10 protein-coding genes are annotated in these 21,178 nt (G+C 62.4%); 4 read left to right on the top strand and 6 right to left on the bottom strand.

Annotated elements, in window-relative coordinates; all coding sequences use genetic code 11:
- Positions 1 to 15: 15 nt before the first annotated feature.
- Positions 16 to 4,338 carry an NACHT domain-containing NTPase gene (locus J1M64_RS09295; protein WP_206473964.1) on the top strand — a complete coding sequence of 1,441 codons (4,323 nt, stop codon included), beginning with the start codon at positions 16 to 18 and terminating at the stop codon, positions 4,336 to 4,338.
- A 375-nt stretch (positions 4,339 to 4,713) separates the two neighbouring features.
- Here the strand turns inward: J1M64_RS09295 and J1M64_RS09290 are convergent, their stop codons facing one another.
- Complete coding sequence (locus J1M64_RS09290) at positions 4,714 to 5,124, bottom strand: hypothetical protein (protein ID WP_206473963.1); 411 nt, start codon at positions 5,122 to 5,124, stop codon at positions 4,714 to 4,716.
- Positions 5,125 to 5,449: 325 nt separating this feature from the next.
- On the opposite strand from J1M64_RS09290, the gene J1M64_RS09285 reads away from it, so the two are divergent.
- Positions 5,450 to 6,592 carry a hypothetical protein gene (locus J1M64_RS09285; protein ID WP_206473962.1) on the top strand — a complete coding sequence of 381 codons (1,143 nt, stop codon included), beginning with the start codon at positions 5,450 to 5,452 and terminating at the stop codon, positions 6,590 to 6,592.
- Positions 6,593 to 6,655: 63 nt separating this feature from the next.
- On the opposite strand, the gene J1M64_RS09280 is transcribed toward J1M64_RS09285, so the two are convergent.
- Genes J1M64_RS09280 through J1M64_RS09265 form a run of 4 tightly spaced genes read right to left on the bottom strand, consistent with a single transcriptional unit; the run spans position 6,656 to position 12,942 of the window.
- Positions 6,656 to 8,998: a TniQ family protein gene (locus tag J1M64_RS09280; RefSeq protein ID WP_206473961.1), complete on the bottom strand. Its 2,343-nt coding sequence runs from the start codon at positions 8,996 to 8,998 to the stop codon at positions 6,656 to 6,658.
- Positions 8,988 to 10,076: a TniB family NTP-binding protein gene (locus tag J1M64_RS09275; RefSeq protein WP_206473960.1), complete on the bottom strand. Its 1,089-nt coding sequence runs from the start codon at positions 10,074 to 10,076 to the stop codon at positions 8,988 to 8,990. The genes J1M64_RS09280 and J1M64_RS09275 overlap by 11 nt, the downstream gene beginning before the upstream one ends.
- The gene (locus J1M64_RS09270) at positions 10,073 to 12,076 is read right to left on the bottom strand and encodes a Mu transposase C-terminal domain-containing protein (protein WP_241261327.1); all 2,004 of its coding nucleotides are present in this window, start codon (positions 12,074 to 12,076) and stop codon (positions 10,073 to 10,075) included. Before J1M64_RS09270 ends, J1M64_RS09275 begins: the two co-directional genes overlap by 4 nt.
- A 29-nt stretch (positions 12,077 to 12,105) precedes the next feature.
- Positions 12,106 to 12,942: a TnsA-like heteromeric transposase endonuclease subunit gene (locus J1M64_RS09265; protein ID WP_241261326.1), complete on the bottom strand. Its 837-nt coding sequence runs from the start codon at positions 12,940 to 12,942 to the stop codon at positions 12,106 to 12,108.
- Positions 12,943 to 13,583: 641 nt separating this feature from the next.
- Between J1M64_RS09265 and J1M64_RS09260 the strand changes: the two genes are divergently transcribed.
- Both J1M64_RS09260 and J1M64_RS09255 read left to right on the top strand, forming a co-directional pair.
- A complete protein-coding gene (locus tag J1M64_RS09260; protein ID WP_206473958.1) occupies positions 13,584 to 18,488 on the top strand; it encodes a DEAD/DEAH box helicase in 4,905 nt (1,634 codons plus the stop codon).
- A gap of 38 nt (positions 18,489 to 18,526) precedes the next feature.
- Entirely contained in the window at positions 18,527 to 19,096 is a 570-nt protein-coding gene (locus J1M64_RS09255; RefSeq protein WP_206473957.1) for a hypothetical protein, read from the top strand.
- Between the two features lie 169 nt (positions 19,097 to 19,265).
- Here the strand turns inward: J1M64_RS09255 and dnaB are convergent, their stop codons facing one another.
- Positions 19,266 to 21,089, bottom strand: a complete 1,824-nt coding sequence (gene dnaB, locus J1M64_RS09250; RefSeq protein ID WP_067720007.1) for a replicative DNA helicase — start codon at positions 21,087 to 21,089, stop codon at positions 19,266 to 19,268.
- Between the last annotated feature and the right edge of the window lie 89 nt (positions 21,090 to 21,178).

Genomic DNA, 21,178 nt, shown 5'->3' with positions numbered 1-21,178 from the left:
CGTGAAGGCAGCCTCGTGACCGCGCTTGACTGGAGCGGATTCGAGGACCTGCCAGGGGACCCGGCCGCCAATTTCGAACTGCTGTGGCGCGGTGCGGTGCGTCGCACGTACGGCAGGTACGGACACTTTCAGGCCCGAGCCCAGCAGCCTGGAGTCGAGTTCCACCTCAAGCTCGAAAACGACTGCCCACTCGGAGATGCTGGTGACTGGTTCGGCTGGCAGACCAAGTGGTGGCCGGGCCTTCAGCAGGGTCGGTCGATCGGCAAGTCCCGGAAGAACGACGTGGAAGACTCGCTCGAAAAGACGAAGACCCACTTACCCGAGCTCACCGACTGGGTTCTGTGCACGCGCCGCCCGCTCCCGCCGATAGATGAACCCTGGTGGGGCGACCTGAGTGTGACCGAGCCGTTCAAGCTCGACCATCAGGTCGCAGAGGACCTCGGCAACTTACTCACCGGCGACGCCGAACTGCTCCGTCAGACGTACTTCGGCGACCTGGTACTCACTCCTGGCCGACTGGAAACGAACAAAGACTACGCTCTGGCCGAAGTCCGGGAGCGCTGGTTTCCTGAGGTGCACCAGACCAGCGTGGCCGAAATGACTCTTCGGCGCATGCTCGCCGAGCCTGGAGCGTGGGAGCAAATCGAAGTGCTCGGCACCGCAATCACCACTCTTATGGCGATCATCGAAGGCGACGTTGCGGCCGCTGCTTTGGAGGAAGCAATCCAGGCGGACCTGGATGCGCTTATGACGACCGCCCTAACGATTCGGCAGCTGCTCACGGATGCACGTGAGCACCTCGCCCCAGGCGGTGACCACACCTGGCGCGAACTCGGCGAAGCCACCGTTCCGGACAGGCCGAAACCTGTGCCGGCGGTCCTTCGCAAGCTTCGAGCAGCCAATCACCCGGCTGCGCTCGCCTGCACCAACTTAGTCTTCCACACCCGCATAGCTGCTGCGTTGGCCGAGAGTATCTACGGCGAACTCGCGGTTCGGTGCGTCACCGTCACTGGCAACGCCGGCTACGGCAAGACTCAGCTCGCAGCTGCTATCGCAAGCGCTACCAAGTTTCGCCCGGCTGGCGTGCTGCTTTTCGGCCGCCAACTGCGGAGCCGAGACGACCTAGACGATCTAGCCCAACGGCTGTCAGTTAACGGTAAGAAGGTCGAGACTTTCGAAGCACTGGTTGCATCCGTCGATGCGGCCGCCGCGCGCGCTCAGTGCCGCCTCCCCATCGTCATTGACGGACTCAACGAGGCCGAGGACCCGGGGGACTGGAAGCCGCTTCTGGAGCGGGCACAGCTCCTGCTCGTCGACTATCCGTCAGTCCTTCTCGTCTGCACCACTAGGTCGGCGTTCGTAGACCGGGCAATCCCCACGTCGCTGGTCAACTCTATTGATCTAGATGGATTCGGTGAGGACGTCGAATTGGCGGTCGAGAAGTACTTCGACCACTTCAACATTGACGCTAGCGGCATCGACTTGCCCCTCGAGCGCCTCGATCACCCGATCGCGCTGCGGGTTTTCTGCTCGGTCACAAATCCGACCAGGGAGGACCGTGTTCATCTCGTTGGCCGATCCCTGTCGCTAAACGCCATGTTTGACAGTTATCTCGCTGAAGCCGCAAAACGTATCGAGACCCTCACTAGCTCGCGCATACGAGCCATAGATGTTCATCACGCCCTTCGGCACCTCGGCGTCGAGATGTGGAAAACCAAGTCACGAGAGATTAGTGAAAAGCGCGCGAAGGAGATCTTTGGCGACACTAACCGACTTTGGGACGACAGCATTCTCAATGCCCTCCAGGGAGAGGGCATTCTCATCCGACAGACAGCCCACGAGATCGACGAGCACTTGGTTGCTCCGGGCATCCCGGATGCAGCAAGCCACCGCGAAGACCTCGCTGTCGCGGTCGTCTACGACCTCCTGGCCGGCCACGTCGTCGCCTCGGCGTTGGCCGACACCAGCGGCGCGGTGTTTGCGACGTCGCTCAAGTCGCCGGAGGTTGAAGCCCTATTTACCGACAAGAAAACTGGGGTGCACCCACTGGCTGTCGATATCTTCGACGCCCTCGCCTTCGTGCTACCCCAACGCGACTTGGGTCATCTCTGGAAGCACGTACCAAAATCCCTGTTCCGTGCTGCCCTTCTCAGGACCACCGAGCTCGCGCCCGAGCAAATCGACAGAGAAACCGTGGCCGCCTGGAACCAACACCTGCCGATACTGTCAGGACTGCCCGACTTCTGGTCGCGGCTCAGGTCCGTACGTGCCATTTCGAACCATCCATTCAACGCAGCTTTCGCCGACAGCGTCTTGCGGTCGCTGAGCGTCGCCACCCGCGACCTCACATGGACCGAATGGCTCCGCAGCTCGACCCAGCGTTACCAGCGCCCGGGCCCGGGAACGGATGCGAGCGCGATGGCGGACCTCCGGTCGTGGACCGCCCGGTGGCGCGAAACCGACAAACGAACAGCAGCTGACTCACTCCGAGCGCGGTGGTTCATGTGGATGCTTACGAGCACGGTCCGAGATCTCCGCGACGCCGCGACGGCCGCGCTGTATTGGTTCGGCCGCGGTGACGCTGCCTCGCTTTTCGAACTGGCGGCGGACGCGTTGAAAATCAACGACCCGTACGTCGGCGAGAGAGCCACCGCTGCCGCATACGGCCTGGCCACCGCGCACCAGCTCGCAGACGAGGAGTTCGGAAACCACCTCGGGATCTACCTAGAGGCCGTCGTCTCCGCAACTGCAGGAGACGAAGCAACAACGCCCACGTACCACCGGCTCATCCGGTATTACATCGCCGGGACTGTCGAATTCGGACGTCTCCACTACCCGGCCGCGGTCCCCGAAGCGGCTGCCAACGGGATCGAATTCGCCGCGGGGAAACTGCCCCACGCCCTCCCTGAAGGAGACGAACGACGCGACGAAGTCAAACACACCATCCACATGGACTTCGGAAATTACACCGTAGGGCGACTGTTCGACGACCGCGCCAACTACGACTACAAACACGTGGGTCACCGCGCTGCGATCGACCAAATCCTGGGGATCATCTACGACCTCGGCTGGCGCGAGGAAGAGTTCTCGTCGATCGACAACGTGCTTGGTCGCCAGGCGACAGACAGGAACCCAGGCCGCGTCGAGCGGTACGGAAAGAAGTACAGCTGGGTCGGTCTGTACATGGTGGCCGGCGCTCTTCACGCACGCGGGGACCGCGCTTACGGCCTCCAGGTCGACATTGACCCGAGCTTCCCCCAAGTCTCGTCGCCTCTGCCGCTCTCTATCCCCACCTGGGTCCGGCCGACACCCGCGGATGACCGGGCTTGGCTTACCAACGGGATCGTCCAGGTCCCCGAGGACATCATGTACGCCCAGACCTTGGCAGGAGCCGAAGGACCGTGGGTCCTTGTTCACGCAGAAATTGACGCGAAGGACAATCTCACGGGACGAAAGACGTTCGGGTTGTTCAACACGATCGCCATCGCCCCCGACAGCCTCAATGCTTTTCTGCGTACGTGGGAGGCAGAAAGCCACCCCGGCCGAGACCTCATCGATCTCCCCAAAGCTCATTACCTCTTCGCCGGCGAGATCCCGTGGCACAACCGAATGGTGACCTCGGGCGACGACATCGCGGGCACGGGCATGCGTTCAATCGAACGCGACGAGGACGATGGGTGGAGGGACCCACACGACCGAGAGGATCCGTACATCGACCACATCCGGATGGGCCTGCCCGCTGCCGACGGCTGGAAAACAGACGCGGGAGATCCGAGCGGCGTACTGCCGGCTCATGTTGAGGGCGCGTCCGAGGACCACCTGAAGGAACCGGAGTACATCGACGATTTGTTCGCAACTCAGGTCAGGACGGACGCGCACCTCGGGACTATGCAGCCGCGCGCGATGCTTGAGTTTGAGTCGATGGCACACGAGTTCGCGTGGGAGGGGCACAACAGCTCAGAAAATCAAGCGTTCGCGTACGTACCGAGCCAAAGACTCTCCCAGCACTCGAACCTAAGCTCGGTGGCCGCTGGGTTCGACCAAGTCGATCCCAGAGGTCGACCAGCAGCGATGAGCTTCACCGCGCCGGACGGTTTCACCGGTCACCTCCTTTACATCCGAGAGGATGTCGTGAAGGCGTACGCCGGTCAACGAACCGTCGTCACATTGGGGTGGGGGGAGCGAGAGATCCACACATCCTGGCCCGAGAAGGTCACCGAACGCTTGCTAGAGGTTTACCGGGCGAACCTCAACACCTGGCGCACCCATCGGGTCGTCGCCGAAGGATCGCAGGAACCGAACGGTGGAAAACGGGACGACGGAAGTTCGTCCGCGTAGCGGCGGTAAGGCCGCCAACCAAACGCTCCTACCCTTCGCAAGTGAGAATCGGTTGATTCACGACCAGACTGGAGATGAGAGACGATTAGTTGTCGGTGACGTCAACGAACGCTGCAGTAGCGCACATCAACTGCTTGAACTTGCCGTCAGCAATCGCCATGAACGGCGCCTGCCCATCCGAGCGAAGGTTCGCCCTGATGAACCTAGCTCGGGCGACGTCCGCTCTCTCGGCCGTGGCCACGGCCACCCACGCCCGGTGTGCGACCTGCAGCCGCTGAAGTGCCTTCTTTTCAACAGTTGCTTCGTTCGGAGTCTCTCAACGCACGGAATGCCGAAAACCTGCTGAATGACCGCAACTTGCGTTCATCTGATGGCTTACTGGGCCCAGCGTGACGCAACGCCTGCCGCTAGCGACTCGGCCAGCTCTGCTGGATGCTCGTTGTCGATCCACTGCCGCGGGGACTGGTTGTCCAGGTCGGGGTGTGGGGCGCATATCCAGAGCAGAGCGGTCCACGCGTCGGCGCTCTTGATCAGCACCCTCCACAGATCTAGGAATTCGGGACGTACCTGGCTGTTCGTGAGCTGCCATGTCGGACACACCCAGGCACCGTCTGCCAGCTGGGCGCCCAGCACTTCCCCTGCCTCAAGCCTGCGCATGGTCTCTGACAGCGAAATATCCAAGACCTCGGCCATCGAAGCGGTGGTGTAGAACGGCCCGATCTTCGAGTCCAGTGCACCGTCACGTCCGGTGTCCCCCGAGCCATCGGTCACCGGTGACGGGTCCATGAGTGCCATTGTCACCCCGAGCAAGTTGCCGTGCAGCCGGATGACGTTCCCGACGGTCTCGGGGTCGGTTTGGGACTGGCTTCTGGCACCACTCTTGATCCATCGGCGGTTCCGAAAAAGCAAGGGAGTCGAGGGCCCTCGTTCGTCAATACGGCTGTCCGCATCTTCACTGGCTGCAAGTCGATCAGTACGGGAGAATCAGGTTTCTAGCGTCTGTCGTAGCCGTCTGGTGTCATCCGTTGACAGGCGGCCGCGGTCTCAGCTCACAGCCGGAGGGTTGATTCCAGGTCGTGGTTGGACCGACGGGCCGAGAAGGAGGCCACCGATGCAACTCCAGACGAGCAGCGACCCGCTAGGTGAGGCGACCACTGTCACCGTTGACCTGCCGCGGCAAGACTTGGGCCACTTCAGACCGTGGGACGAACTTGCCGCACTGCACACGGCGGGCCTGGAGTCCACGTCCGCAGTGTTCATCGACGCACCCACCGAAGAACTCGACACCTGGCCGGCAGCCGATGCCGCCTTCCTCCACGCGATCGCCGACAGCGACCCAGAGGCGACGGTAACGCCGCTGGTGTGGGCGCGGATACTCACCGCGCCCCGCTATCCCTCACTCCGCGAGGTGAAGGCGGAGAAGTTCCCGTTTCATGCCAAGCAGCCGGTCCCGCGAGAATCGACATGGCCGCCCGATTTCAGCGGCGTCCCCACTGAAAAGCTAACCAGCACCCAGCGCGATGAGCCAGGATCACGGCTCGTGCTTCACATCCCGCCAGGTGACGGCTGGCACCGCGTCGCCTGGGTCCGCCAAGACATCGACGGGCTCAGCATGTCGTCCCTGTTGTGCGAGTGCTCTCTGCAGCACGTAGTCAAAGCTGGAGGTGGCACGATCAGCTTCCGCGGCGATGCTGACTGCGCGTACCGCCCAGTGACCGCCTACCTCCGGGCACTGTCACTACGGCCACTTTTTCCAGAGGCCACAACCGAGGCTCTGCGGACGATGGTCGATGCCGCCCTGGCCGGCATGTGGCTCGGTCAACGACACGGGGACGACCTGTGGGGCTCAAACCTGTATCTGCAGACAGTGTCGGCGGTGCTCGATGTGCCGATGCCCTGGGAGTTGGCGCACGCCGCCGTCGAAGAGGGGTTAATCAGCCTCGACGGTGCTGTCCTCGGCCTGCCCCACCCGATCCGCACCGCGCCTGTCGGACCGGTCATGGACTGGGACAGCACCGAGCCCACCGACGGCGATTGGGTCGTGTGGTGGCCCCGCCTCGACGACCGCTACCAAGTCGAAGTCACTCGCGACCCCGACAACACCCGCCGCGCGAAGTTGACCATCTACGATCACGCAGACAACAACATCGAGGTTCATGCCGAGCAGGTCGATCTGGCGTACGGGGCCGTCTTCGGACCAGACACGGGCGATGTCGACCAGTGGACGGCTATCGCCTCGGGAGTCGTGAGCTGACCGCGCTGTTGGGGGTTCGGCGCTGGCCGGTGTTCGTGCTGCCGGCCAGCGCCGAGCCTTTCGCTAGCGAGCTACTCGGTACGCCTCGAGGCGTCTGCCCTGACCTGTAGAAGTGCTCGGAAGACCGTTGACTGCGTTCTCCACCAGTTGGTCGAAGAGCATGAAGTCGGCGTGTAGAGCCTCGTCGAAGACTGCCTCGGCATCCGCTATGGCGTCGGCCGGGAAGTCGTCGGCACGGTCTTGCACCCACATCTGTTCGAGTGGCCTGTACGGCGTGATGCTCTGGATGAGAAGGCGGCCGTCGTCCCTGTCGTAGCTAGACGGCTTACTCGCTCCGGGGCGCACGACCCCGGTAGCAGGGTCGATGAAGCTGCGATGCCAGCGTTGAACGAAGTTCACGAACCTCCCGAATGCCAACGGCTCTTCGATCCGTCCCTTCTCCAGGTACCAAGTGACCAGCGAATTCGAGTCAGATGCTTGATGAAGGTCGCGATGATGGGGATCGACTCGTTTGTCAGATGGCTCGTGCGGCACGGCGCGGTGCCGCGATGGCCGCCCGTCAATGGATGGCTCCCACTGGGCGGGCTCGTCGATTCCGGCGGTATCGAGTGCTCTAGTGGCCGCAGACTCGATCGCGTGCCGTAGTGGCGCCCCGAACCTGTTGTGAAACGCTCGATACTCCGTCCGCTTGCGACCCGGCGCCAAAAGTGGCCCCAAAGCCGTGAAGCGCGCATCGCTTCCGGTCAGTGTTTCCCACAGCCGTACGGACACGAAGTGCCGCGTCGTCTCCGTCGTCGCCACGTCCAGCCGGGTGAGCTCCCGGTCGAGGTCAGTGTCGAGCGCTGGCGGTCGCCGAAAGACCCATCTCCGCTGGTCATAGTCAATCGGCGGAGGCGAGCATGCGAGCACGTCCCAGTAGTGATCCAACATAGTAAGCGTGTGGTCGAGCAGGTCCCCTTCAGCCAAGCGTTGCAGGTGGGTGCTGACGGTCCGAGCACTCGAAGACGACAGTTGAAGCTGTGCCGCGAGTTCAAACCATCTGGTGTGCGTGCCCATACGCGCCAAGATCAACGAACTGCTGACCGCTTGGGCCCCGGTGTCCTTCTGAGTCAGACGCGGCAGGGTCACCGTGAGTGAAGGCCAGAGTGCTTGAGGCAGATGCTTCGGCTCCAGATTTCGCAAGGATGACTCTGCGGCGGGCCAGGCGGCGGGAGCGCCAAGACGTCTCGGCTTGCGCGGCACCAGGCTGTACATCCGGTAGGACAGTTGATCGGCGACCTTCATCGTGTCGCGGTCTCGCGTGAGAGTGATCGCGGTGGCCAGCGCACTATCTGAGCGATCCTGCTGGCGGATGAAGGGCCTGGTGAATGGTGCACCGTAGGCCGGAGGCGAATGCTTGAGGTCCTCGTAGCGCTCCAGGGCTTGAGCCGCAGCCTCGAGGTGGGGCGCACTGAGGATGTCGGCTGCGGCAGCCAACTGCACCCCGTACTGAGCCGCACTGAGATGCGCGGCGAATATCGGTCCCGGACCAGCGGCGTGTTCGGAAAGCCGGTATCCCGTACCCGCGCTGATTCTGCGCCCGGGTGCGAGATGGGCGGCTACTGCGTCTGCGAGGTCCACTTGCCACATCGATAGCCAGTTCACGATACGCACCAGCGCATTGAGAACCACCGTCGCCGGAACCAAAAGGCCACAGGCCGTGACCTGGTCACCGGACACCAACGCGGTGAGGACCTGGTCAACCATCCGTTGAGCGGCGATAACCGGGTGCCCGTGGTCGACGCCGCGCGCCGCTGCGCTGGTCAGATCTGTCCCGCACCGCGCCGGACGGCCTGGGCGTTTCGCATCCTTGCTGAGTGCCTTCGGGTGCTGACAGCGAGTCGCATCAGCTGGCACTGCAGTCAGACGCTTCTCCCCGGAGTGCGGTACTCGACCGCACCCCGGGCAGGCGTCGACCAGAAGCACCAGGTGTTTCGTGCACGCCACGGCCGTTGGCAGATACCAACGCAGCTTCCACGCGCCGTCTCGGTCAACCAAACAGGCAGGGCAGTACCGGGCTCCGGAGCGCCGTAGACGCTGGTCTCGCCGATGCCCCTGCCGTTGGTAGGCCTCGGGGTTGATCCAACTCTCGGCGATCGCAACCTCAGAGGGGATGCTCTGGAAGGTGGCCGACCGCAGCGACTCTGCGCCAATGCTTAGAGCGTGCCCGATCCGGGCCCAGTCGATTTCGGGGCCTGACAGCAGGTCGTATGGCCCCTGAGGCGCCTTCTCTCCGTAGGCGCGCAGCAACTCGCTGACCGAGAGGGAGTTGTCGCCAGCGACTAACTCAAGGAAGCTCTGCAGGTCCTGGCCAGATCGCATCGTGCGCGTGACAGCCAGGGGTGCACTGGGGAACTCATGCTCCACGACGTTTCCCCTTTGCTGCCTTGCCCTTCCGGGCGCGTTGTTCTCCGGCAGCGGCTCTGCGTGCTGCGACGGCTCCGATGTCAAGGGGGGTCTGATCGATCACGCCTTCATCAACCCGCTCCGCGCCGCTGACGATCGCAATGGCGGCGGCGCGTTTGAGTAACTCAGTCAGCGAACCCACGCTGCCAGTAGTGCATTCATAAAGCAGGTCAGCGTGACTAGCCAAATAGCCGTACTCGTGATTGCACAGCGCGAGTTGAGACTCCAACGTCGCGACCAGACTCTTCCACTCCTTTCGCCCCTCCGCATCGGCGAGGGAGATCCGGTCACCGCGAACCAGGGTCCACCGCCGGGCGGTCTGGTCGATACGACCGCGGGTTCTCCTGCCGCTGGTGTCATAGAGACCCTTATCGGCCAAGTCCACGCCGGCGTACACACAGGTGCCGGCGAAGTCGTCAAGTATCCGCTTGAGATGGTCAGTCAAGGCCTGCCCATCGCGGCTACCGGCGTTGAGACAGTGCAGGTCATCGACTATCAGCAGTTCGGTTTCAGCCTTCTCGAGTGCCCCCATCGCGGCCGCTGTCCACCTCTCAGTGGTGAGATTCAGCCCCTCGGGGACCCCGAGAAATGTTGCTATCGACCGTGAGAACGCCTTGATCGAGGGACTTCCGCTCAAGCCGATCCGGGCGGTCGGTATGCGGTGCGCGCCAGTGGCGGTTCTGTCACCGTTGAGGCGGCGGGAGCGCCGATCCACGGCTCGAGCGACATGGTTGATCGCCGTTGTCTTGCCGACCGTCGGCGCGCCGTCGATGACGACCGCGTTGCGTGCTGCGTACCCACCGACCGGATTCGTCGCTCGAACCAACTGAACTACCTGGCGGATTTCTTTGAGGAACGCGGTCTCCACCGGCGTCATGAAGGTGTGGTAGCGGATCCGCAGCTTTTGATACTCCTCCAGCGCGTCCTCCTCCATATCCGCGAGTTCTGGGGCGGTCTTGAGGTCTGGCCGTTGCAGATACGGTGTGTCGCAGAAGGCTTGCCACCCCTGCCAACTTCTGCGCGAAATCTCAGTAGTCATAGCCCCAAGCCCGTCCAGTCATCATCCGACTCATCGCTGTCCTCAGAGATCGCCAGAAGAACGACATCGTCGAAATCTGCGTCCGGATCATCGAGATCGTCTTCGAACGCGTCCTCGGATGTTGGCCGCTGATCGTCCGGTTTCGCTTCGGCCCACGCGCGATCGGCGGCAGCGAGCTTGTCTAGCACGCTCGGCAACCGGGAATCGTCTTCGTAGATGCGCGAGCGCAGCTTGCGATCCTTGCCCATTGCTTTCAGTGCTGCGTCGACGAATTCCCGTTCGTGGTGCCATCGATCGGGCAGGTCCTCGGCCCCGATGGTGCGGACCATCTGCATCGTGGCGTCGCTGAACGGTGCGTCGAGACCATGTGCTTCCGTCCACCACAATGTGTGGATCTCATTGGTCTCGGGATCTTGGAAGTAGATTTTGCGGATGTCCTGCGGGTCAACAGCGAATCGAAACTTCTCCGCCCGGTTGACACGGGGCTCTGTCGACCGGCGATGACGGTAGGCGTCCAGAGCTGGGCCGTCGTAGATGCGGTGGTCGTGCTGCACTCCGTAGTGCTGAATCGTTCTGGCGACCTTGGGCAGGAACTTGAACCAGTCGTCGGGCCTGACCAGCAACTGCGGCAGCCCATGCACGGCAATCGATGCGGAATACATTTCTGCCGGTGACATCTCCCGCTGATGCAGACCCGGGAAGGTCAGGCGGCTCTGCGCGTTGTGGTGGTACACCTCGCACACCCATCGGCGCAGGACTGTATCGAGTTGGTCAATAGTCAGTAGCTGTTCCTTGTCGACGTCTAGTCCGCGCTGGGTTGGGTCACTGCCGACATAACCGGGCAGACGTGAGAACAGGCTGTCGTTGGCGGTGCGGAAAAACCGCTCCAACGTTGCCTTATCGGTCGGTTTGTACGGCTGAGCTGCGTACACAGAGATGCCCAGGCCCTCGCACACCGACACCACGTGCTCAGAGACGTACGGCTTTCCGCGATCGGTGAGGATCGCCTCGGGGCCCACGTACGGCATGCCCCACACCTGCCCTTCCGGCACCGCGATCTGCTGTGGGATTCCGTGGAATCGCCACGTGGACTCAATCGGGGTGCCCTCGGGTGCAGGCATCGGAGTACATGCCTGCATGATGACGTTCCCGACGTCCACGCGATCGGTGGCCGGGCTCACCTGAATTCCGACGATGGCTCGGGTGTAGTAATCCTGCGCAACCGAGATCTCGACCCGCGTGACGAGGTCTTTGTGCAACCTGGACCCCGGCATCACGACGAGGATGTCCACCCGGTGCGAGTCCAGCACCACCAATTGCCCTGGCCGGGTGATGTCCATTCGCCCATGTGCGATCTTGGGGGAGTTGGCCACCGACTCACGTCGCTTGGTGCCGGCGAAGGTTGCTGCACCCTTCGCGCATTCCTCCAGCCTTCGATACTGGGTCCGCTGACTGGGCAAGTCAGCTGAGTCACCGAGCTCCCACAGGAACAGCTCGTTAATCTCCTCGAGCAGGAGTTTGCGGCTTCGTGTGGTGTCTCGCACGTGGCTGGCGAGAACCTCGCGGGCAATCTCGCTCCATCGTTGATCAGTTCGGATGAGGCGCCGCCTCTTGAGGTTGCCGGAAACGAGGCCGTCGGCTCCTTGTTCGCGGTAGGTCTTCAGCAGTCGGTACACGGTCCGCATGGACTTTTCCCGGGCAGATGCGATCGCCTCGACACGTTCTTCAAGTGAGGCGGGGGCGCTCGCGTCGTCGAGCGGATCGATAATCCACGACAGCTCACGCACTAGCGTCTCGAGCTTGTCTCGCTCGTTGGCCGTGAGTAAATCCAGCCCCGTCACCATCGAGCTTTGCTGCACTGGGTGGACTTGCTCGACAACCGTCAGGAACTCAACGATCCCGATCGTTGACATCCTGTTGGAGACGACTGCCCGCAGAACTATGTCGGTGCCGGTAATCTCCACGATCGTCACCAGCTCCCCGCGGACTTTCACCGTCATACCTACTGCAGGTACCCACGTGGTGCTCATCAAGCCACCGCCTCATCCGCATCGGCGCCACGTGCGTGAAGCACGGTGTCCAGGCGAAGCTTCGTGGCCCAATCCAGGCTGACGTGGCCATGCCACGCCAGATGAAGAGCGGCGGGGACGATACGAGGTCGATCCACTCGCGGCGGGAGGTCGCTGAGCAACTGGCGGACCGACACTCCATACGCGGGAATTGACTCCAGAACGATGTCCAAGTCCTCGGCCGCGACGAGCCGTGGATTGCGGTAGCCCGCCGCATGACGAAGCGTGCGTAGCCGCACCGGGTCATCACCCGTCCATAGTCGGTAGCGCCAGCCGCGCAGGAGACAGACATGTCGCAACCAGCCGGTCGCTTCTTGAACTCGGTCGGTCCTCGCTCTATTCGGGGTAGACACATCCACCAATTCAACTGATCCGTCGGCGTAGGCCAGCAGATAATCTGGGATCCGGTCGCGCTCCCGTTCGCTGACCACGTCTGGACCGGTGAGCTTCATAGGCTGGGACGAGATATGCACGACCTCGGGGTCTGAATCTGCGGTGATCAGGAATGCCCGTTCGTGCAGTGATTCAAATCCGACAAGCGACCGCGTGGTTGATGACCACCACAACCCGTCGTAGTGCCTGCGGCCCTTGTAGGCGCGAAAAGTGCGGGCTGGACGCGCATCAGCGACGTCATGCCAGGTCACATCCGCCAAGCTCACCTCACGGACAGATCGATCGCTTTGATGCAACTGAGCGACCACACCCTCGAGAGAGGTGATTCTCAAGGTCTTCGCGGGAGGCGTAGCGCTGTCGAGATTCTGGTCGCCATTGACCGGCGTCTGGGAATGCGTCATCATGACGGGGACTCCTTCAGGAGAAATGATGAGAGTGAAGCCTGAGCGCTTCGCATGATCACGAGCCGGGTTGCCCCCCGGCTCGTGGCGATTTCGCTGCAGGAGTCACCAAGACAACTCGCTGACACAGGCCAGCTAGCGACTTGGTGTGCTGAGGAATTTCGATGCGCGCCCCGACGCGATCCGACTAGGGCCCGTCTGGCGACTCCGGGGGTTCCGAGATACCGAGGTACTCCGCAAGCGCCAGCGACGCAACGGAAGACAGAGCCCGGTGGTCCCTGCGCGCGGCGCTGTACAGCTCGCGCGCGACCCAACCGGGTATGGAGAGATGGACACTGACGGCAGTGTGGTCGTCAACTGTCCTGGGTACACGCCGAGGCGCCCCAAGTCTGGCCGAAGGAAGATTCGACATATCGGAATAACCGCCGTGCCCGACCGAGATCGACTCACGGTGCCACGATCAGTGGCTCGGTCGACCTCCTTCCGTAGTGTCGGGGCCCCTTCTGGCTGCGTACTCCGATGCCCTTGAGGCAACCACACCACCGCGAACTGGTCAAGGTTTCACAGCATTGCGCAATGCTGTCCATCAACAGGCATTGCGTGTCCGCAGACGCCCGACGCTGCACTAGGCCAGAATGTTGGTCATGTCATCGTTTGCTCAGGTCATCGACGCATTCCGCCAGGCTCCAAATACTGTGGAGATGGGGACGAAGTTCGAGCAACTAATGGTGCGCTACTTCGAACTCGACCCGACTCTGTCGCGGGAGTACGACGCGGTATGGCGGTGGATCGACTGGCCTGACCGAGACGGCAAGCCCGACAACGGGATCGACCTGGTAGCTCGCGTACGTGATACCGGTGAGTACGCGGCGATACAGTGCAAGTTCTACGCACCAGACCACACCTTGACCAAGGCGAACATCGACTCGTTCTTCACCGAGTCGGGCAAGGCACCATTCTCGCGGCGGATCATCATCTCCACGACCAACAAGTGGGGCAAGAACGCACTCGCAGCGCTTGAGGGGCAGACCGTGTCGGTGCAGCGGATCGGCACCGAGCATCTCGAGGCCGCTCCGATCGACTGGGACATCGCCTGGCCCAAGGGTGAACTCTCTATCGACCTGTCCCCGTCAACGCCGCACGAACTTCGCCCGCACCAGCAGACGGCGGTGGACAAGGTGTTCAACGGCTTCAACGAGGGCAACGACCGGGGAAAGCTCGTCATGGCCTGCGGCACTGGCAAGACCTTCACGGCCCTGAAAATCGCTGAGCGCACCGCAGCCGACAATGGAGGCCGAGCCAGGATCCTCTTCGCAGTCCCGTCGATCTCACTGCTGTCACAGACACTGCGGGAGTGGTCAGCCCAGTGCCAGCTCGACATGCGCTCGTTCGCCGTCTGCTCAGACAACAAAGTATCCCGCGCTGCGGAGGACTACGCCACCGAAGACGTGGCCATCCCGGTGACCACCGACCCTGCTGAGCTGGCCGAAAGGATGGGTAAAGGCAAACGCGCCGCCGGCCTGACAGTCGTCTTCACCACCTACCAGTCCCTCCCCGCGGTCGCGGCTGCACAGTCCGAGCACGGGGTCGACCCATTCGATCTGGTGATCTGCGACGAAGCGCACCGCACCACCGGCGTCACCCTTGCCGGCGACGACCCGTCAAACTTCACCCGCGTTCACGACGCGGAGTTCCTTAGAGCCCACCGCAGGCTCTACATGACGGCGACCCCGCGCCTGTTCGACGACACCACCAAAGCCAAGGCCGAAGAGCACTCCGCGGAGATTTCCTCCATGGACGACCTCGAGATCTTCGGCCCCGAATTCCACCGCCTCGGATTCGGAGAGGCCGTCGACAAGGGCCTGCTCACCGACTACAAAGTGCTCGTGCTGACCGTGGACGAATCCGTGATGGCCCCACGGATGCAGGACCAGTTCGCCGTCGACGGCGAACTCACCCTAGACGACGCCTCAAAGATCGTGGGCTGCTGGAACGGCCTGGCCAAACGCGCCGGCGCCACCGCGTCGGGAGAATCCTTTCCGCCCGGTGCGCAGCCAATGAAAAGGGCCGTCGCGTTCGCCAAAGACATCGCCTCGTCCAAACAGATCGAAGCAATGTTCCCCGCCGTCGTGGACGCCTACCAGGACCTGCTCGACGACGCCGAAGACGACGGCCGCGAAATCCTAGAGACGAACCGCAATCTGAGCTGCCAAGTCCACCACGTCGACGGCACCTACAACGCAATGCGCCGCAATGAAGAACTGTCCTGGCTCAAAGCACCCATCGACGACGACGAGTGTCGCATCCTGACCAACGCCCGCTGCCTGTCCGAAGGCGTCGACGTACCCGCGCTGGATGCGGTGCTATTTCTGCACCCCCGCAACTCAGTAGTCGACGTCGTCCAATCCGTCGGCCGCGTCATGCGCAAATCCGCCGGCAAAGACTACGGCTACATCATCCTGCCCGTCGCAGTCCCCGCCGACACCCCACCCTCCCAGGCATTGGCAGACAACAAACGGTTCAAGACCGTGTGGCAGGTCCTCAACGCCCTACGCGCCCACGACGAACGCTTCAACGCGATGGTCAACTCCATCGCCCTCAACACCAGCAACGCCGACAAGGAGCTCGGCAAGGGCACCTCCCAGCTCCTCGCCGGCAACATCTCCGCGGCCACCGACCACGTCGACGGCCAAGAAACCACAGAGACAGAGAAGAAGAACGACGACAAGGCCGCCGCGACGCAGATGGCATTGTTCTCCCTGTCCGAATGGCAGGAAGCCATCTACACCCGCATCGTCGACAAGGTCGGCACCCGCACCTACTGGGAAGACTGGGCCTCAGACGTCTCCGACATCTCAGCTCGCCTCATCACCCGTATCAACGCCATCCTCGACGCCGCCGACCCGGCTCTCACCCATAGGTTCGAGGACTTCGTACAAGGACTCAAAGACAACCTCAACGACTCCATCGGACGCGAAGACGCGGTGTCGATGCTGGCCCAGCATCTGATCACCAAGCCCGTCTTCGACGCCCTCTTCGAAGGCCACGACTTCGCCGCCCACAACCCGGTCTCCCGCGTCATGCAAACCATGGTCGACGCCCTATCCGACAGCGGCTTGGATTCAGAAACCAACTCTCTAGAAAAGTTCTACGCCTCCGTACGCGTGCGTGCGTCCGAGGTGTCGTCTGCTGAAGGCAAGCAGCAGGTGATTGCCGAACTCTACGAACGCTTCTTCAAACTCGGCTTCGCCAAACAAGCCGACGCCCTCGGCATCGTCTACACCCCAGTGCAGATCGTCGACTTTATTCTGCGGGCCGCCGACCAAGCCTCCCGCGATGCCTTCGGCCGCGGCCTGACCGACGAAGGGGTGCACATCCTCGACGGATTCACCGGCACCGGCACCTTCATGACCCGCCTCCTGCAATCCGGCCTCATCCACTCCGATGACCTCGCCCGCAAGTACGCCAGCGAACTGCACGCCAACGAGATCATGCTGCTCGCCTACTACATCGCCGCAGTCAACATCGAAACCACCTACCACGCCCTCACCGACGCCAACGTTGACGACTACGAGCCGTTCCCCGGCATCGTGCTGGCAGATACTTTCCAGATCTCCGAAGCGGACGACGGTCTCGACCTGCAGGTATTTCCTGCGAACAACGACCGCATTACTCGTCAGCTCAACACCACGATCAACGTCATCATCGGCAACCCGCCCTACTCGGTCGGGCAGGGCTCGGCCAACGACCTCAATGCCAACATGTCGTACCCCACTATCGACGGCCGGGTCGCCGACACCTACGCCAGACTCTCCACTGGCGCGAACAAGAACAGCCTGTACGACTCCTATCTGCGAGCCTTCCGCTGGGCCACCGACCGCATTGGCAATCAAGGAATCGTCGCCTTTGTCGCCAACGGCGGGTGGATTGAGAACAACACCTCGGACGGAATTCGCCTATCCCTCGCGCAGGACTACGATCGAATCTACGTCTACAACCTTCGCGGAAACATGCGAAAGTCCAATTGGAAAGAAGAGGGAGGTCAGATCTTCGGCGGAGGTTCCCAAACTACGATCGCCATCTGGATCGGAGTGAAAGACCCGTCGCACAACGGCGACTGCGAAATTCTCTATCGCAGCATCGGCGACTACCTCTCTCGCGACGAGAAACTCGCCACCATTGACACCGCCACTCTCGAAAATCTCGACTGGCATACCATCACCCCCAACGCACATGGTGATTGGATCGGCCAACGCGACGACGCATACGGCGCCTGGCCTGTCCTCGGCACCAAGAAAACCGGCGACACCTCAACCCGCTACTTCCACACCTATTCCGCAGGACTGCAAACCAACCGAGATCCATGGGTGTACAGCTACTCGCGCCGGCGGCTCGAAGATCAAGTTCGAACTCTCATCGACAACTACAACCAGGCCGCCGCCGACTTCTCTGCGTACAAGCAGAAACAGGGCTTGACCAGGGCGAACGAGAAGAACGTCACCGCGTTTCTCGCCACGTATCCCGAGCATGCGAGGGAAACAACGATCAAATGGTCTCGAAGCCTGCGCACGCACGCTGCCCGAGGAGTTGAACTCTCGTACGATCCCGAGAAGATCGTCCCTAGCCTCTACCGGCCCTTCAGCCAACAGTTCGCCTACTTCGATAAGTATCTCAACCATGAGCGCGGACGCACACCGTCGATGTTCCCCACCCCACACCACCACAACATGGGCTTTTACGTGGTTGGCGCTGGCAGCGACAAGCCATTCAGTCTGCTCATGTCAGATCGCATCGTCGACCTCGCACTGTGGGGGTCCAGCAGTGGTCAGTTCTTCCCTCGGTGGATGTATGTGCCCGCCGGGTCATCTGATGGCGGGTTTGATCTCAGCGACCAGGGGCCAGTCGACGAGTTCGGCTATCGGCGAGTGGACAACATCACCGACGACATCGCTGCGGTGTACTCGCAAGCACTCGGCGGCCCAGTGGAGAAAGACGGCATCTACTATTCTGTCTACGCTCAACTCCACGACCCCGGCTACCGCACCCGCTACGCCGCGGACCTCAAGAAGACGCTGCCGCACCTACCACCGCCCTCCTCACGCGAACGGTTTGATCAGCTCGCCAATTGGGGGAGGCAGCTTGCAAACCTGCACGTCGGGTACGAGAACGTCGAACCGTGGCCACTAGACGTGACCGTCAAACCGGGCGTCGACGACTGTGACCGCACCACCTGGCGAGTTGAGAAGCTGAAGTTCAAGTCCAAGACCGACCACACCACGATCATCTACAACCGCCACGTCACCATTTCCGGCATCCCCGACGACGCCGAGCGCTACCTCCTCGGCTCACGCACGGCGCTGGCCTGGCTTGTCGACAGGTACCAGGTCAAGTCGGACAAGGCCTCAGGGATCGTCAACGACCCCAACGACTGGGCCGACGAACACGACGACCATCTCTACATCGTCAACCTGATCGCCAAAGTCACTCGGGTTTCAATTGAGACGGCGATGATCGTCGACATGATCACGGAAGAGTCTCAGTTCAGCTAACCCCGCTCTGTTCTTCGACGGACGAAAATGGTGATCTGATGGATGTCACTACTTGGACGGCTATTGGTGCCGTCGCGACTGCAGTTACGGCAGTCATGGCTATATGGACGTTGTGGGCCCTTCGGCAAGACAGCCGGGATCGAACACGTCCAGTTATGGTGGCAATGCTCAAACAGGCGGTTTTGACGAGAAACTATGAGCTACACATTGTGAACTTGGGAAGCTCAGTAGCCAAAAATATTCAAGTTACGTTTGAGCCGGAGCTTCCAAATCTCAGCGGCACCATTCTTGAGAATGCCCAGTCATTTGCCGTTTGGAGCATCCAACGTCGGTACGAAAAACCGATTCCTTCGCTTCCTCCGGGACAAGTGTTCGATAATCTATATCAAGATGCCGAGAATAACGACCAACCAGTACCTGACACGATCGCTGTAAGTTTCAACTACCGCGACGACCGAAATCGTAAGTACTTCGATAAGTACGAACTATCCACGTACGTGTTGGGTCTTCAGACGGGCGCATACCCTTCTACCGATTCCGAAGAGGGAATGAATAGACGGCTCGTCAAGGCGGTCGAGAGCATCGCGCGCGGGCTCGGGCATCCGTGAGACAGATCAATACGCTTAAGTTGAACCCGCCCTACGGCGGTCCGGCGCCAGGGACACCCCATCATCTCGAGCGTGAAGTTCTGGCCTGCAGCCGCCACTGACAAATTAGTGGCACGCTACTGACACAGGTTTGGCAAACTGACAAACTGTTTGGCAACCGACACGAGAGCTACAGCCCCCGCGCCATGTCCACGAAACGCGAGTAATGGAGCTGATGCGCCACCGTGATCGTGGACGTGGGACCACCGCGGTGCTTGCCCAGGATCAGGTCCGCCTCGCCGGCCCGAGGGTCGTCGCGCTCGGAGGCGTCCGGGCGGTGCAGCAGCATGACGATGTCGGCGTCCTGCTCCAGTGAGCCGGACTCACGCAGGTCGGACACCTGGGGCCGCTTGTCGGTTCGCTGCTCGGGGCCACGGTTCAGCTGGGAGATCGCGATCAATGGGACGTCGATCTCCTTGGCCAACAGCTTGAGCTGACGAGAGAACTCGGAGACCTCCTGCTGACGGGACTCCACCTTCTTGCCCGACGACATCAGCTGCAGGTAGTCCACCACGATCAGCCGCAGGTCGTGCTTCTGCTTGAGCCGGCGGGCCTTGGCGCGGATCTCCATCATCGTCATGTTGGGCGAGTCATCGATGAACAGCGGCGCCTCGGAGATCTCCCCCATGCGCCGCGCCATCCGGGTCCAGTCCTCATCGCTCATCTTGCCCGACTTCATATCGGACAACTTCACGCGCGCCTCCGCGCTCATGAGGCGCATGACGATCTCCGTACGGCTCATCTCCAGCGAGAACACCACCGAGGAGAGCCCGTGCTTGATGGAGCAGGACCGCATGATGTCCAGGCCGATGGTCGAGTTGTGCGTGGGGATCGCGGTGGGCCCGGCCAGATACAGGTGATTGGCGGCGGCGACCTCGATGCACCTGACCGGGACGCTCTCCGCACTGCGCACGTCGGTGATGAGCCGGGCCGCCCGGCCGGAGCCGGGATTCTCGGGGACGACGATGCCGAAGTCGCAGACCAGCATGAGGGTGTCGAGTGACTTGGTGGTGACGACCTGCTCGGTGCCGCCCATTTCGATACGCCACTCGTGCTCGGCGTCGGCGACCAGCTCGGTGCCGTCGTTGAACCGCACTGTGAAGCACGGGCGGTCCTGCCACACCTCGGTCACGGCGACGACCTCGGTGGGCTGCCCGTCGGCATCCAGCACCCGGTCCCCCACGGCGACCTCGCCCATGGTGGTCTGCCCGTCGGGCGTGGGCAGGACGGTGTCGAGGGCCAGCGCCTTACCCACGCCGGGGCGGGCGGCGATGATGATCATCTGGCCACCGTGCAGACCGTTGGTCACGGCGTCCAGGTCGGCGAATCCGGTGGGCACACCCTGGGCGAGCCCACCAGCGGTGTGGATCGCGTCGATCTCGTCCATCGTGGGCTGCAGCAGCTCCTCGATGATCACGAAGTCCTCGGTGGTGCGTCGCTCGGTGACCTCGAAGATCTCCGCCTGGGCGCGGTCCACCACTTCGGCGACGTCCGCGCCCTCGGACCCCGAGTAGCCGAACTGCACGATCCGGGTGCCGGCGTCGACCAGGCGGCGCAGCACCGCCTTCTCCGCGACGATCTGCGCGTAGTACCCGGCGTTGGCCGCGGTGGGGACGGTGGAGATGAGCGTGTGCAGGTACGGGGCACCGCCGGCACGGCGGAGGTCGCCCCGGCGGTCGAGCTCGGCGGCCACGGTGACGGCGTCGGCCGGCTCACCGCGTGCGTACAGGTCGAGGATGACGTCGTAGATCGCCTGGTGCGCGGGCTTGTAGAAGTCGCCCGGCTGGATCTCCTCCACCACGTCCGCGATGGCGTCCTTGCTCAACAGCATCCCGCCGAGCACGGACTGCTCGGCGGTGAGATCCTGCGGCGGGGTGCGGCCGAACTCCCCGCCGCCACCCTCATCCGGCGGAGGCGGCATCTCGCCGGGACCGCTGAATCCCCCCTGCGCCATGACCGCTCCTCTCCGCTGTAGAACTCGTACCGCCACCGACCCCGATCAGGCACCGACCCGAACGGGCACCGACCCTGAACAGGCGCCGA

Source organism: Dietzia sp. KRD202 (assembly GCF_017168155.1).
Classification (GTDB): Bacteria; Actinomycetota; Actinomycetes; order Mycobacteriales; family Mycobacteriaceae; genus Dietzia; species Dietzia kunjamensis.
Note: the sequence above shows the minus strand (reverse complement) of the source record. Positions and strands in the feature narration are given on the sequence as shown.